General features: G+C 39.5%; 10 protein-coding genes. 6 read left to right on the top strand and 4 right to left on the bottom strand.

Features of this window, described 5'->3' with window-relative positions:
* Positions 1-733: 733 nt before the first annotated feature.
* The gene (locus G6053_RS04695) at positions 734-3,139 is read left to right on the top strand and encodes an ABC transporter permease (RefSeq protein WP_108635875.1); all 2,406 of its coding nucleotides are present in this window, start codon (positions 734-736) and stop codon (positions 3,137-3,139) included.
* A 27-nt stretch (positions 3,140-3,166) separates the two neighbouring features.
* Positions 3,167-5,563 (top strand): ABC transporter permease, encoded by a 2,397-nt coding sequence (locus G6053_RS04690; protein WP_108635876.1) that lies wholly within the window; start codon positions 3,167-3,169, stop codon positions 5,561-5,563.
* 138 nt (positions 5,564-5,701) lie between these two features.
* Here G6053_RS04690 and G6053_RS04685 read toward each other — a convergent pair whose 3' ends face one another.
* Entirely contained in the window at positions 5,702-6,385 is a 684-nt protein-coding gene (locus G6053_RS04685) for a hypothetical protein (RefSeq protein WP_165305675.1), read from the bottom strand.
* Positions 6,386-6,509: 124 nt separating this feature from the next.
* Between G6053_RS04685 and G6053_RS04680 the strand changes: the two genes are divergently transcribed.
* Positions 6,510-6,734: a helix-turn-helix transcriptional regulator gene (locus G6053_RS04680; RefSeq protein ID WP_165305674.1), complete on the top strand. Its 225-nt coding sequence runs from the start codon at positions 6,510-6,512 to the stop codon at positions 6,732-6,734.
* A gap of 471 nt (positions 6,735-7,205) precedes the next feature.
* Here the strand turns inward: G6053_RS04680 and G6053_RS04675 are convergent, their stop codons facing one another.
* The 3 genes from G6053_RS04675 to G6053_RS04660 all read right to left on the bottom strand — a co-directional run bounded on the left by G6053_RS04675 (position 7,206) and on the right by G6053_RS04660 (position 10,600).
* On the bottom strand, positions 7,206-8,684 hold the full coding sequence (locus G6053_RS04675; protein WP_165305673.1) for a thioredoxin family protein: 1,479 nt from the start codon (positions 8,682-8,684) through the stop codon (positions 7,206-7,208).
* A gap of 56 nt (positions 8,685-8,740) precedes the next feature.
* Positions 8,741-8,947 (bottom strand): hypothetical protein, encoded by a 207-nt coding sequence (locus G6053_RS04670; RefSeq protein WP_165305672.1) that lies wholly within the window; start codon positions 8,945-8,947, stop codon positions 8,741-8,743.
* Between the two features lie 1,350 nt (positions 8,948-10,297).
* Complete coding sequence (locus G6053_RS04660; RefSeq protein WP_165305671.1) at positions 10,298-10,600, bottom strand: hypothetical protein; 303 nt, start codon at positions 10,598-10,600, stop codon at positions 10,298-10,300.
* 273 nt (positions 10,601-10,873) lie between these two features.
* On the opposite strand from G6053_RS04660, the gene G6053_RS30880 reads away from it, so the two are divergent.
* The 3 genes from G6053_RS30880 (at position 10,874) to G6053_RS04650 (ending at position 16,184) form a co-directional block, all read left to right on the top strand.
* Entirely contained in the window at positions 10,874-11,002 is a 129-nt protein-coding gene (locus tag G6053_RS30880; RefSeq protein WP_277603200.1) for a hypothetical protein, read from the top strand.
* Between the two features lie 164 nt (positions 11,003-11,166).
* On the top strand, positions 11,167-13,569 hold the full coding sequence (locus tag G6053_RS04655; RefSeq protein ID WP_241254926.1) for an ABC transporter permease: 2,403 nt from the start codon (positions 11,167-11,169) through the stop codon (positions 13,567-13,569).
* 212 nt (positions 13,570-13,781) lie between these two features.
* Entirely contained in the window at positions 13,782-16,184 is a 2,403-nt protein-coding gene (locus G6053_RS04650; RefSeq protein WP_165305669.1) for an FtsX-like permease family protein, read from the top strand.
* Positions 16,185-16,242: the final 58 nt, after the last annotated feature.

Raw genomic sequence — 16,242 nt, 5'->3', positions numbered from 1 at the left:
TTCCGAAATAGAAAGATCCTGTATCAGCCGCCCTAGGATAATTTGAAAAATCAAAAAACATATTATATTTTGAAAAATACACTTGAAACTGCGCAAAGTCTTGACCCGAAAAAACAGAAAGCAATTGAGCGGCTGCCAATTACATATTGGGTATTCAATTTTTCAATGGAGCGGAAGCTGAATGCGATGAAGATACTGCGTTTCGCTAATTAAACAAATAGCATATTCAAATAGCGTTTCTGCAAATCCAATAAGCGATCGGCGCTTCCAAATTAGGCATAGCACAAATCAAATTGAGAGAACCGAACATTTCGTTTTCCTATTCCTCTTCCTAATGAGCAAGGTCACTTTTCAAATTGAGGACTGGAAATAACACACTGGTAAAAAGCTTTTTCACGATTGAAAATTACAGTGTCTAATCTATAAAATGAAACTGTTCATCCGATACCGCCGATCGCTTCTCTGCTATTGAATTTTTCCAATGAGTTTTTCCTGTTCACCTATTTTATTATTTGTTATTCGTCCAGAAAATCAACGATATCAAGGTGTTCACCGCTGTACAATGACTGTCCGAAATCGAACAGTCCCTTCAACTGAAAGCATATTAATACATTCACTCACAACAACATACCTATTTGGCTAAGGATTTGTATTAGGATACAAAAACTAGCGAAAACCGAAGCTGGCATCCGGTCTTTATGCGGTGACGGAAATAACCCTTATACAAGTGACAATGACTTTTACAAACTTCAAGATTGCCTGGCGGAATATTCGAAAGAAGAAAATTCAAAACCTGATCAACCTGATCGGATTGACTCTTGGCATTACCTTTTTACTGCTGGTCGGGGCCTATATGTGGGATGTTCATCGGGTAAATAGTAAAATCAAAAATATAGATCAGCAATTTTTATTACAGAGCAAGTATAAGAAGGAAGGTTTTGGAATCAATTTGACCACGATTGGAGCACTACCCAAAGCCCTCTATGAAGACTATCCGGATTTGGTGGCCAACTATTATCGTATCGATGGATTGACAGGTATTATCGCCAATGGTGCTACGATCCATGAAGAAGGAATGGCACTCGGAGATCCTAGCCTTTTGACCATGTTTGGTTTTGAGCTTTTAGCGGGCAATCCCAAGACCGCGCTGAACAACCCCTTTTCTGTCGTGATCACTGACCGGGCCGCCTTAAAATATTTTGGAAACATAAATGTTCTGGGAAAAACCTTGCAGATTAAAAATTTCAAAGGCGAAAAACATGATTTTGAAATTACTGCCATTATAAAAACTACCGTACAAAATGCGGTCATGGATCTAACAAAGGATATGCATTCCGATATCTTCCTGCCCATTGCCAACGAACAATACTTCGGCAGATCCGTGGATAACTGGAATAATCCTTACATTGCAGGTTACCTCGAATTGAAAGCCGGGGTGACGACACAACAACTGGATGCGGCGATTCAAACGCTGGTGCATAAAAACACCGATCAGGAATTCGCCAGCCAATACAGCCCCGACCTAAAGCCGTTGAAAAGCTATTATTTAGATGATAATCAGGGCGCTGTCCGCAAGATGATTCAGACGTTAATCTGGATAGCCATTTTTATCCTGGTCATGGCCATCATCAACTTTATCAATTTTAGTATTGCACAGCATATTACACGATTGAAGGAAATCGGTGTGCGCAAGATTATGGGTTCTTCCAGATTACAATTGGTAAGACAATTGCTGACAGAGTATATTCTTATCGTAGCTATTGCAGCCTTGATCAGTCTACCCATGTATTGCATGGTACACCCTTTGTTTGCACATGTGCTGATGCGCGAGCTGCCGTCTCTGATCAATTTACCGGGCTATTTTTTTGGTTTATTAGGCCTGTTGACTATAGTGGTCGGTATGCTGGCGGGACTATATCCGGCAATTAAACTGTCCAATATCAAGATACTTCCCTCGGTAAAAAATCAGTTCTCCGCATTGGGTGACAAGCAATTGATTCGAAAAGTGCTACTGTTCTTTCAGTTTGCCGTTGCCCTGCTCCTCCTGGTCTGTACCCTGATTATCTCCAAACAGGTCAATCTATTCATAAACAGTAATTTAGGATACAACAAGGATTATCTATTGACGGTACAGGCACCAAGGGACTGGTCTGAAAATGGTATCCGGAAAATGGAGACCATCCGGCATGAGCTGCTGCAGGAATCAGCGGTTAAGTCCGTGAGTCTTTCCTATGAAACCCCTGGGTTATTAGGCTTCAATATGCAACCGGCTTTTGGCAATAACAACGACACGGACGTACAGGTACAACGCATTACCAGTGACGGTTATTTTCTGGAAACCTATGAAATCCCCTTATTGGCCGGCACCTTTTTACCGAAAAATGCGGTGACCGGTACCACTAATCGACCCGTTGTTATCAACAAAAAAGCCATGGAAGATTTTGGTTTCAGTGATGCTCAAAGTACGATCGGTCAGCAGATCGCACTAAATGATCCAAAAGATAAGATGACCATTGTAGGGGTTACCGACAACTTTGTCGCAAATTCTCTCCATCAGGCATCTCCGGCGATCGCCTGGACAGATATCCGTGAAAGTTTCCAATACCGATACCTAAGTATCCGTTTAAAACCGGGTCAACTGTCCAGCGCCGTGCAAGGACTGGAAAAGAAATGGAAACAATTGATGCCGGATGCGCCATTTAAATATCAATTTATGGATGACCGCATCAAAGGTTTATACGAAACGGAACTGCAACTGCACCGGGCGGCGCAGATCGCGAGCGCGGTTTCACTTTTGATCGTCGTGTTGGGATTAACCGGCCTGATCTCCCTATCGATTCATCTCCGTAACAAGGAAGTAGGCATCCGCAAAGTGCTGGGCGCCTCCTTAGCACATTTGATGCTGTTATTTTCGAAAGAGTACTATGGCATATTTTTGTTGGCGATTTTGGTAACAGTCCCATCAAGCTATATGCTGATGCAACACTGGCTACAGAACTATATCATCCGAATAGAAATCAATGCATTCACCTACCTGTTGCCACTGGGCATACTGCTGAGCATGCTGGGTCTGCTGGTGGGCTTCATCGTATTTCGGGCCACCCGGTTTAATCCGGTCGAAAAATTAAGGGATGAATAATATCATAAACCAATCCATATAAACAGTATGATAAAGAACCATCTTAAAACCGCCTGGCGGACATTGACACACAATCGGATCTATTCGCTATCAAACCTCGTTGGGTTAACCATTGCTTTGTTCGTATTTATGTTGATCAGTTCACTTGTCGTTGATGAACTTTCTTACGACAGACAATGGAGCAACTCCAATGAGCTTTACCGAATGCGAATAGTGCCCAAAGAAACAAAGGAAGGTGTCACAAACAATATTTCAGGAGCTCCCGAAGGTATCTCGGCCACATTAAAAGCTAATTTTCCAGAGGTGCTTGGCTATACTTCAATCAATTCATTTTCACCAAAATTAACCATAAACAAGCGCTCGAAGCGACTAGCCGAAATCAATACGCTGGAAATTGACAGTGGTTTTTTCAATCTTTTTGACGCAAAAATAATCGCTGGAAATCCGAAACAAGTCATTGCCGGAGCAAAAAATATCACATTGACAGCCTCCGCTGTACAAAAACACTTCGGCGGAAAAGACGTGCTCGGCAGCACATTCTACAATAAACCACAAGAAGGGGAGCCCGAAGCTTATTATGTCAATGCCATTATTGAGGATATGCCCCATAATTCTTCCTTTCAGGCAGAAGCCCTCGTGCTGATGCCTAAGGTCAATGAATTCAATCCGGCAGAGACTGGTTCATTGCAAACACAGCTTCTATTACTCAAAAGCACAACTGACATTAACAGCTTTTCAACTAAAATAAACAAATGGTACAATGCACAGAAACTGAATGACTGGGCGAAAGGACACAATCTTATCATTGAGCCCATCAAAGACATACACTTACTAAGTATTACAGGATGGGAGAATCCGATGCAGGATATTTATCTGCTGGCTGGAATAGCGCTCTTGATCCTTGTATTGGTCAGTATCAATTACATCAACCTGAGCTTTGCCCATGCCTTAAAACGCGCACAGCAGATAGGAATCCGCAAAGTATTGGGTGCAAGCCGAAAGAATCTGATTATGCAAATGGGCCTGGAGAGTACCATACTCTTTGCCGGCTCTTTTCTGATTGCATTTTTTGGTTATGTGCTTATCAGCCCGGCATTTGAACATTATTTAGAACATCCATTGACGATGAGCTACCAGCATTCCTTATTAATGTTTGTTGGATTATTATCCACCTGGATCCTTCTGGGCTGGCTGTGCAGCTTACCTACGGCATTGTCTCTATCAAAAACGCAGCCATCATTGGAACTTCGGAGGCAGCTTTCTTTCTTCAGACTTCCGCTCAATATGGCATTTACCAAAGTACTGGTTGTTATCCAGTTTGCCATTGCCATTGTCGTAGCGATCTGTATGATGTCCATGCGGGCGCAATTGAATTACCTGTACAGCAAAGATCTTGGCTACGAACCTAAAAATCTTTTGGCCATCAACTATACCTCCTGGGAAGGAAAGGATCAGGCTTTCAAACAGGAGCTATTAAAAAATTCATACATCTCATCGGTCAGCCTCACAGGTTGGACTCCCTTTAGTGGGAGTGTGGATTTTAAAACAGTAAAAGACCCCGATAATCCGAACGAAGATCTCGCGGTTGTATTTGTTTATGCGGACTATGATTACATCAAAACAATGGGCATAAAGCTTCTTGACGGCCGGCCTTTGAGTGCGGACTATGCAATGGACAGACCATTTACGGATTCGGTACACAATGGACAACCGGTCTTTACAAACATGCTCATTTCCGAAGGCACCGCCCAGCGGCTATCTTTAAAACTCAATAGGAGCAACGAGCCTCTAAAAAATACACCGGTGGGCGTATTTAAAGAGTTTAACGGAGCAAGTTTAAAGTTTCCGATCGGCCCTTTTGCGATTAAGGCACAAAAGGAATGGGAAGGCGGCTGCATGCTTATCCGCGTAGAAGAAGGCAAGAAAAAGGAAGCTTTAGCCTTGGTAAACAGTACCTGGAACAAATTTTTCCCTAACCGGATCGCGCAGATCAACTGGCAGGAAGATCAGGTACAGCATCAATATAACAAAGAGAAAAAACAGTACCAGCAATTGGCACTTTTTACGGGGGCCAGTATGCTGATTGCTATCTTAGGGATCGTAGCCATTGCCATTTATACGCTAGAACGACGGGTAAAAGAAATCGGTATCCGTAAAGTATTGGGGGCTTCAGTAAATACGATCACCTATATGATTTCCAGATCCTTTATCGTGCTCCTGCTGATCGCTATTCTAATTGCTTTTCCCACAGCATGGTGGTTTACGCACAAATGGTTGGAAAATTTCTACTACCATATTGATGTTCCGATTGCCCTATTTGTTTTCACGGGATTGTTTATCGGTTTGACAACTTTAGCGATTATTGCTGTCCGGATATTCCGGACAGCCCGCATCAATCCCGTCAATAGTTTACGGGACGAATAAATAAGCCGTAGGTGTGCGAAGTTTAAATAGTGCAAACTGTTATTAAGCTAAAGGGAATGGAAGTTATAATTGGTGTACCTACGGCTTAGGATCTTTGTAACAATTTTTAGCTGTTCGATGTGAACAGTTAAAAATTGCTTATTTCTTTTCAGTCGATTCCGTGTGAGCCGCTAAAACATAGGCAAACCCATATGGAGATTCTTTCTGAACAATTTTGCGTTCGCCAGACAGACTGAGCAGATCATTGAGCACCTTCATCAGATTTTTAGGTCGTACATAGCTCTCCAACTTCTCGCAACATAACTTATGCACCTCGTCAGGTTGTTTTTCCTCGTTAAAATATCCAGCATCAATTGTCTCCTCCAAAAAAGCCGCTATCTTTTCCACTTCATCCGCTGTAGAACTTTCATAAGGATCAATATCGTGACGAATGTCTATTAATTTAAATTCGATTACTCGCTGATCTTGCTCCTCATCAACTTTATATAGCCGGTAAATAACCCGGTCAGCCAGTTTTGTCATATGCAATTCGTATCTTTTCTCCGCTGACGATATTTTAACACCCATATGCACCATAGTATCTAGGTTATTTATAGCCAATACATCATTCATGACAAATACATCGTGCATAGAAATTTGCTTAATCCTGAATGTCTCAATTTTAGTCATAAAATCCAATGGCTTACCCATTAAAAAAGAAACTTCCTCAGGCGACAAATGCCGCGAGATACGGTGCAATATCATCCGGTAAAATATCAATATTTCTATCTCTTGACATTTCCTTTTATACACTTTCGTGCTAGGTTTAAATTTATCACTCATAACATTTATATAGATTATCAATACAAAAGAACAGAATATATTCTAAAAACAAAAACATTTGTATAAATAAAAATAACATTGTATATATTTATCTATACAAAAGGACAGATTATTAAAAAAAAGGATGACAAAATTAGGCGAATTTTTAGCGAAGAAATCTGTAAATAAATCTCAGATTGCCCGCAAAACAGGATTAAGTAAGGCAAGGATCAATGAATTAACCATGACCGAGACCGCTAAATTACGTTTGGATGAAATGTACTTGATTGCCTTGGCCATCGACACGGATCCGGCAAAAATGATGCTCGAACTCTGCGGACATCTCGAACTGAAAGAGATAGAGGAATAAAGCAGTAAAAGTTAGTGGTTTTAAATTTGTATAATAAACTGACATTCATTATGTTAATAAATTTTTTTTGAGATAATTACTTATAAATAAAGACCAGTCCAAGCGATAAAGATACAGGATTGTTAACGGTTTTACGAGGCCATTTTAGAGAAGATATGAATGCGGCCGATTTGGAAAGACTGGAAAAATTGTTTCTTTTAACCATGATCGCATTCGTCTGGTGCTATCGCATGGGCGATTTTATTGACGAGAATACTGAAAAGATAAAAAATAAAACACATGGCAGAAGGTCTGTTAGTGTATTCAAATATGGTTTGGATTATTTATCTAGATTCCTTTTAACCGGTTTTAATATGATGGAATTGAGGATATTTAATTTTTTGTCATATACTTAGATAAATAAGTCATACTTTTTCTCCATAAATTACTAAGTAATAAACTACAAAACTGTCAATCAGATGTTAATTAAGTTTACTTTTGTGTATCCCTCAGAATTTCTTCAAATTTTTTTACCCCAGGAAACCCTGTCATTTGATTCATCAATTCACCTTTCGTATTGTAAATTAAATAAGTTGGGATCGATGAAAAATTCATTTGCCTTTGAAGCTCCTCCATTTGTTTAGATGAAAGATAAAAATGATCACCTGCTATATTTTTGACTTGATTATTCCACAAAGTTCTAGAAGATGACATATCTGTAATATAGACAAAAACGACATCAGTATATTTTTCCTTTATTGGCTTAATTTCATCCATGGCGGTTAAACAGGGCGCGCACCAGGTTGCCCAAAAGTCTATGGCTACAGTTTTAGAAGGATATTTTTGTATGATTTCTGAGAGTATGTTAATCTTGTCTAGATTAGACCAATCATAAACTCGTCCTTTATCATTTGTAATCCTAATTTTATTTATATTATTTTGATATAATAAATAATCAGAAAATGATTTATCATTAAAATATCCAACAATATCTTTAGATTGTCGATCTGAAAGTAATTTACCTCTAGCGATTTGATCCAAATAAGCATTTGCCAACATAATATTATAAAAATAGCCCTCAGAATATCCCAACAGCGGCGCGAGTATTGTCGTTGCTGTCTTCATCCAATCTTTTGATGAAATTTGATCTGTTTTGGGTAAGTCTAGCACACTATCGGCCAATAAAGATTTTGTTAATTCATTATAATAGTTTGATAGTAGATAATCTTTATTATTGAGATCTAAATCTTTTAAAAAAGTGTAATAATCTAAATTAATCCTATTTTTTATTTTAGCCCTCTCTTTGTCCATCCCAGCATCAACATTATCAATATACATTCCATTATTCGGATCTAATAAGAACATTTTTGCATATACTGCTGCAAATGTTCTATCTAGGCATATTTTTGAATCCATCGATAATGTTGTATTTTTAATCTTATCTATCTTTTCTTTCATTGATATCAATGCGCGATCACGATAAGCGTTGGGTTCGAATACATAGTCATTAGACGATATTCCCCCATTGAATAAGTTGGTAAATAAGTTTTGGATGGCTTTTGTTTCACGAAATATCGTTTCGTAAGGGCCTTTATATTGGATATCAGAACTTTCGTTGGAATCGAATTTAAAAATTACTTTAGTAGTGTCATTTGGAAAGAAAAATATATACCTCTCGATACTGTCTATTTTCAAAATTGCTGAGGTCATCTTAAATGACGGTATTTTTAAAAGGGTATCTAAATTTCCCTGAATGGGAATATTTATATCATAATAGCTCGTCAAATTACTCGTTAGGGTCAACTTGAGCGATAAAGCTTTTTTATTTGCATTGTCCCTTACTTCAAACCTAAAATAAGAATCTCCAAAACTCTCGGCAATGTTCTCCAAATTATTTTGGGCATTTACGTTAACGATAACGAAGCAAATTAAAGACCATAAAATTACTTGAATACGAATTGCATTTTTCATCCTATTCTTAATTTGTATAGCCAATAGAAAACTATTGGCTATACTTTTAGTATAAACTAATTTCTAAAACAAACTAAGCCAGAATTGAAGGGCAAGTATTGACATTTCCCTATATTTCCGTTAGATTGTGTACAAGAATCCCATTCTCTTTTGCCAGCGCATCCAACTGCACCACTGCCATCACTTCCACCGGTTATTTTTTTCAATTCATCACGAGAGAGGATTTCCTGATTTTTAATTGATTTTAACGTGATCTTTTTCATTTTTGTGTTATTTAAGTTTATAATATCCTTACACTCCAGGATATAGATTGGAGGCTACAGTTTTGACAGCGAGCATGCTGTTTCCTCAATTCGTTTGCAATCGATCGAAGATTTTCTATAAAAATCTTATTATCGTTTTACACTAATTATATATAATTGAAAACGATTTATATTTTAACCCTAAATATAAGTCATAAAAAAATTCTATATTATCCAAAAGATATTTAGCACACAAATTAAGAAACTAGACAATAATTTATTTTAAAACACTAAAAATATAAATAGCCTCATGCTGGTCCTTATAAGTAAGTAAAATAAATAGTTATTTATAATTAGTACGCATTTAAATTTAAAAAAAATCCCTTTAAGTTGAGATTGTATAATTTAATTAAAATCAATATAGTTATTTTTTTAATTTTACCAAATAAAAACAGAAAAATACTACACAAAAGTGTAGCATTTTCTCAATATGAAAACAACCTAAAACATTATCATTAATGAAAATTTCCATTTTCTATTTGTAACTCAGGTCGTAACCACTCAGGTTATGTCGCTTCAATAGTCCGGAACGCATTTAAGATGTTCTGCTGATTTTTGTTGCAGGTGTCAGTAATAGAATGAATGATTGCATAATTCTGTGCTCCTTTAGCAGATTTAAACATTCCTGAGATCTTTTGTTTCACTTTTATATTACGGATAGCTCTTTCGGAGGCATTATTTTCCGGCGGAACATCGTTGATGATATAAGAACGTTAACAAATAGTTTTTGTACATAATAATTCTTTTTTGGAAAGTAATCACTTCTATATGGCCAGGATCTATATTTTTCCGTAATAAACCATCTAATATAGCTTCAATAGCTGACCTCTCTTTTATCGGATTTTGATACTGCCCGGGATTGATAGTTTTTTTGAGCTTGATAGCCATCATGATCATTTCACTGAACTGCGCTGCCCATGGAGATTTATATTTTTGTTTGAAGAAGAGCAGTTCTCGGAGTAGATGTGCTGTACAGATCCGATGGCCGACAGCGGTTGTGTTTAAATGGCTCTTTCAGCAATCATGAACCGGGACAGCATTTGGGAAACAGGCTGGAAAAGTCTCGGTTGTTTTATATCCGCAACTACAGCGGACACCATAAACCCGGTGTTCAATATAACGGGGCTTTACCATGGGAATATCAATTATCCGACGGCGGGCTGTAAGCTCCGCCGCCATGACATCCAGTTTTAAGCCTCAGCAGCTACAAAAACCGGGGCAATGATGATGAACCTGATCTGGAGTTGCTGTCATTTTGAGCGTGTGCCCATCGTGACCTTTCTGACCCCCTGATTTTTTTCCACTTGGAGTTCATAGACTGCTTGTTCTATGCTGTCGATTTTCATCCTTGGAGGGTGAAACAGAGCTGTTTCCACTGTTCTTTTTTTGCCCCCTTAATAAACGGTTCTCCTCCAAAAGAACACCTATAGTTTCATTTAACTGCCCTATAGTGGCATTTAGATCTTCAGTCGTCTCTTTAAAGGATGCCTGCATCCCGAAAATTGTATCCTGATAAGCTATCGTCCCGGCAGCTCTGGCCGCCTCAGAAGCCATACGGGCCGATGATTCCCGTTCCAGTAATTCAGGTAATTTCTGAAAGCTATGATTATCCATATGTTGTCCCTTGTGTGACAAAAGACAGCTTTTAATAGCATTAAACCTAGAAAAATCGACGTTATTTTCTGAAAACAAAAAATGCTGATTTCAAGCAGAGAAATCCCATGATAAAAAGGTAGAAACTAAAGTAAACCTGAGTGGTTACACCGGTTTTAATACGATGGAATTAAGCATATTTAATTTTTTGTCATTTACTTAGAATTTCATTAGCAGACTTTATGTAATTTCATTAGTAGACTTTATGTAATTTCATCAAAACGACATATCTTTATGGAGGCAATCAAACTCAAAAGCGCACCAACTACTTCGTCAAAAGCTGGAAGCAGGCATCTGACGGAGCTGACTATTAAACATTGTGCGGTATTGGACGAAAAACTGTTCGATATCGTACAGGCATAAAATACACAAACCATATCAAATAACTAAAAATCAATTACTTAAAAAAATGGCAATACAATTGACTTCAGTCTAATGTCTAGATTGACCGGTCGGTTACGGGTCAATTAAGATCTTAAAAATGTATTGTTATGATAGGAAATAGTCTAAAAATCGCTTGGCGAAACATGGCAAAAAATAAACTCTATTCTTTTATAAAGATCGGAGGATTTGCTTTTGGTATCGCAATCTGCATACTCATCGTACTTTACATTAGACATGAGACGAGTTACAACAAGTTTTATCCGGAGATGGACCGCACCTACCGTCTTGTCGTACAGCTTCCGATCGAAGGTAAGCTACAGCGTTGGGTTTCACTTTCTGCTCCGGTAGCACCAACCCTTAAAGCTGAAATTCCTTCCATAGAACAAACAGGCCGGATACTTCCAAACCCTTTATTTGGCGCCGGAAGTAATCAGCTCTCCCTGAACGATAATCCACAAAGCTTTTATGACGACGGTTTTGTCTATATTGATCAATCTATTCTGGACATGTTTCCGACAGCCATGGTTTCAGGCAGACTCGCCCATGCATTGGATCAACCCAATACACTGGTTATTACGAAAAGTAAAGCTAAAAAATATTTCAAAACTGATCCTATCGGACAGACCATTTACCTGAACAATAACAAATCCAAACTATATACCATTACCGGTGTGATCGAAGACATCCCTCAAAATTCTACACTGGCCGGTTATAGCTTCTTTATGTCTCTTGCAGGTGAACCTTTCTATCCCGGGGAACAAAACCAATGGCTCAGCAACAATTACACGGTCTACGTTAAATTAAAGCCGCATGTCAATATCGAACAGACAGAAAAGGAAATTTTAAGAAACTATAAAGAGCACTACTTACCTGAATATCAAAAATCGGGACGCAAGCTCAATCCCTTATTTGAGCAGGTAAAAATCAACCTACAAAATGCTCTTGATATGCATTTAAAGTCCTCGGATATAGAAGATGATAAAGTGAGTACGCTGAATAGAGGTGATATCCGCATGGTATGGACATTTGCCACCGTGGCGTTGTTTATTCTTCTGATTGCCTGTATTAATTTTATTAACCTGTCAACGGCCAATGCCGCCACAAGAGCCAAAGAAATCGGTATCCGGAAAACAATTGGTTCGACAAGGACATTACTGGTCGGGCAATTTTTGCTCGAAGCGATTTGTTATAGTGTATTATCGCTGTTCGTGGGACTATTGCTAAGTTGGGCTTTGTTGCCTATATTCAACAATCTCGCCAACAAGTCCCTGACCATTCCCTGGACATCCGTATACTTTTTTCCTTCGTTATTGCTGATGATAATTTTCATCGGCAGCCTGGCCGGAATCTACCCTGCTTTGTATCTATCCCGATTTAAGCCGATTGCCGCATTGAAAAATAAGAGCACCGGAGCCAAATCTTCATTATTCAGAAATGGTCTTGTCGTCTTTCAGTTTGCTACGTCCATCATCCTTATTGTGAGTGCCCTGGTGACCAATCAGCAGATACGCTATATCTTGGAAAAAGATCTGGGTTTCAAAAAGGAACAGGTCATTGTACTGCGTGGTATTGGTACATTGGGAAATCAGATCCCAAGTCTTAAAAACGAATTAAAATCCATTCCAAATGTCAGCTCCGTCTCCCTAGGCGATTTTCTCCCTGTCCCCATTGATGGTGCCAAAAGAAATGGAAACCCTTTTTGGAATGAGGGCAGACGGGAGATGGATATGGCCACACAGGGGCAGTTCTGGGAGATTGACCAGGATTATCTTGCTACCTTCGGATTGCAACTGACCAAAGGTAGAAATTTCGATCCCAAAATGGCCACAGACAGCACAGCTGCCATCATCAACCAAAAATTGGCGGATGACCTTGGATTAAAAAATCCCATCGGGGCAAAAATAACCAATGGCAATACCTGGACAGTCGTTGGTGTCGTGGACAATTTTATTTTTGAGTCGCTGAAAGGTAAAGGATTCGCTGGCCTATGTATGGTATTACGGGGTTATCCATCACTCCTCTCCATTAAAGTTAAACCCGAAAATCTACAGGAGACCCTAAACGGGATCAACACCGTATGGAATAAATTTTCACCTGATCAAAAAATCAATTACAGCTTTTTGGATGAGGGTTTTGCCTCCCTTTATCAAGATGTCGAACGAACCAAGAATATATTCAGCTGTTTTGCTATTGTTGCCATTTTTGTGGCGGCCCTGGGTCTCTTTGGACTGGCCACCTATGTGACACAACAGCGGACAAAAGAAATCGGTGTACGGAAGGTGCTTGGCGCAAGTACCCTCCGATTGCTGAGACTCCTGTCCGGAGACTTTATAAAATTGGTGTTTGTTGCCTTGGTCATTGCCTCACCTGTTGCGTGGTGGGCAATGAACCTATGGCTCAGAGACTTCAACTATAAAATAGATATCAACTGGATGTACTTTATTCTAGCGGGTATGGGTGCCGTGCTCATCGCCTTAGGCACCATTAGTTATCAGACCTGGAAAACTATCCGGACCAATCCGGTCGATAGTTTAAGGGATGAATAAAATCCGAAGATCTTAAAAATTGGTGTTTGTTGCCTTGGTCATTGCCTTGCCTGTTGCGTGGTGGGCAATGCACCAATGGCTAAAGGGGGAATGAATGTTCGATTGCGAACGAAAACTGTCCGAAATCGAACATCAAAAACGAACAACAACCACCTAACAAACTCAAAATAAAACAGTTAAAACACTGGCAAGGGGATTGCATTTTTTATGGCATGGCACAAAATGATTTCAAACTGGCTTGGCGTAAACTCTTAAAAAATAAGGGTTTCGCATTTTTGAATATTATTGGACTGACACTTGGTTTTACCGGTTTTATCCTTTCCTATCAATACATCAATCGGGAAACAAGCTTTGATAAATGGAATCAAAACTATAAGGAAATCTATCAAATTGGTCTGGAAGCCGAAGGTGCTTTTACGGACGAAACCTCTCCTTCCCTTGCTCCGTTGCTAAAACAGAATTTACCAGATATCGTCTATGCCGGCCGAAAAATGGTCTACAACTATGGTAGCTACCCCTTATTTGGGGAGAAGACTGTACTTATCAAAAATGCTGCATTAATTGATTCTTCTGCTGCCCGGATCTTTCAGGTAGAAAATGCCATCGGACCACTCTACAAAAACAAAGATCAAAAGGATGCGACCATGGTCAAAAGTCCTATTGCCGAACAGCTTTTCAAAAAGGAGGACCTAAATTTTGACAGCCCCCATTCCATTCCGTCTATGAGCCTTGATCTGGGTATGCGCGAGACGATTTATGGCACCATCAAAGAGCAAGGTCTTTCGATGATTGATTACGACCTTCTTTTTATCCGTGAACCACAGGATCTCTTTGCTGAAAATAATCCCTTTTTATACCAGACTTTTATTCAGGTCAGACCGGGTACAGATATCGCTAAGTTGACCGATCAGATCAACACAATCTACCACAAGGAAATCGCACCAAAAGATAAAATACGCTCTTCCGGTTATGCCAAAGGTAAGATCTACTTGGATCCATTGGCCAACCTGCACCTGCGACCAAAAACCGGAAGCAATACCGCCTATCTCATCACATGGATTATTGGTATCCTTTCCCTGTTGATCCTCCTGCTTGCATCCGCCAATTTCGCCAATATGATTATGGCCCAAGCCGATCAACGCCTGAAAGAGCTCGCCCTTAAAAAAATATTGGGAAGTTCGCGTTGGGCCATCGTAAGGCAATTATTACTGGAAGTATTTATACTGACCAGCGCTGCGGCAGTATTGAGTTTCATTTCCTTGGCGCTTACCGGCAACATATTACAAAGATGGTTCAATGATGATCTCAGAAGCTATATTTTAAGTTCTGAAACCATTATCCAGCTCTGTGTCGCTGTTCTATTAACAACGATCCTATCCGCAATATACCCTGCCATCGTTCTTTCAGCTTTCAAATCCGTCAATCTGCTCAAAGGCGGATTATCCGCAATACTAAAAAAAGGAACATTCCGAAATGTCTTATTAACCTTTCAGATCAGCATGGCGATTCTGTTTATTTCTGGAATGCTGGTCATTCGGGGTCAGCTTCAGTACATGCAGCATACAGATAAAGGGTTTGAGCCGGCACAAGTGGTTAATTTCAGGGGAGTGGGCATGTATTACGACTCCAAAATTGATGGTTCTTTCCACCAGTTGAAACGGCGATTAGAAAATGATCCGAGCATTGCGGCAGTGGCTTCCGCAACAAATATCCCGGGAGAAGGGGAACAACCGCCCAAAATGGAGTTCTCCTATGCACAAAAGAATATTTCCTTTGCGCATGTCGGTATCGATCCGGGCTATTTCAAAACATTAAATATTCCCAATCTACAAGGAAATAGCAATCTGTCCATGGATCAGTTGCTCCGTGACTCCCTCTCCAACTATGCGGTCATCAATGAATCTGCCGCTAAAAGTTTGGGGCTTTCAAATCCCATTGGCGCAAAAATCAGTGGCTGTGACGCAAATTTCGAAATCGTCGGCCTTGTCAAAGATAGTAAGGCCTATGGCTTTGAAAATGCTGTTCAACCTACCCTCTATTCGTTTAAAAATGAGTGTGGGAGCATGCGTTTCCAAACGACACTTATGGTGAAAACAAAACCCGGAATGGTTGATCGGGCAATTAAAACGGTCAAGAAAGAATGGGAGAAAAATACGGCTGCCAAGAATTTACCGTTAGACTATTCCTTTATGGATCAACAATATGCGTTACAGCACCAAAAACAACAGGAACTACAGATTGCTTTTAATAGTTTCGCAAGCCTTTCGGTTATTATCGCCGCGTTGGGCCTGTTCAGCATGGCCGCTTATCAGGCCGCATTACGCAAGAAAGAAATGAGTATCCGAAAAGTACTCGGTGCCTCGGCACAGCTGCTCTTTGTCCAATTGAATAAACCTTTTTTCAGGCTATTTCTGATCGGTATCGGCATTGCCCTTCCCTTAGCTTATTTACTCATGGACAAATGGCTTTCCAATTTTGCATATCATGTCAATATACAGTGGTGGTCGTTTTTGATTCCGATATTTTGCATATTTATCCTAATATTGATTTCCATTAGCTTCCAGTCGCTGAAAGTCGCCCGGACAAATCCGGTAGATAACCTGCGGGATGAATAGAACAAAGATTAATGAATAAGTAGAAATTAAAAGACAAAATAAAAAAGAGATACCAGGT

Origin of the sequence: Sphingobacterium sp. DR205, assembly GCF_011064245.1 — a bacterium.
Classification (GTDB): Bacteria; Bacteroidota; Bacteroidia; order Sphingobacteriales; family Sphingobacteriaceae; genus Sphingobacterium; species Sphingobacterium athyrii.
This window is presented reverse-complemented; position numbering and strand designations above follow the sequence as displayed.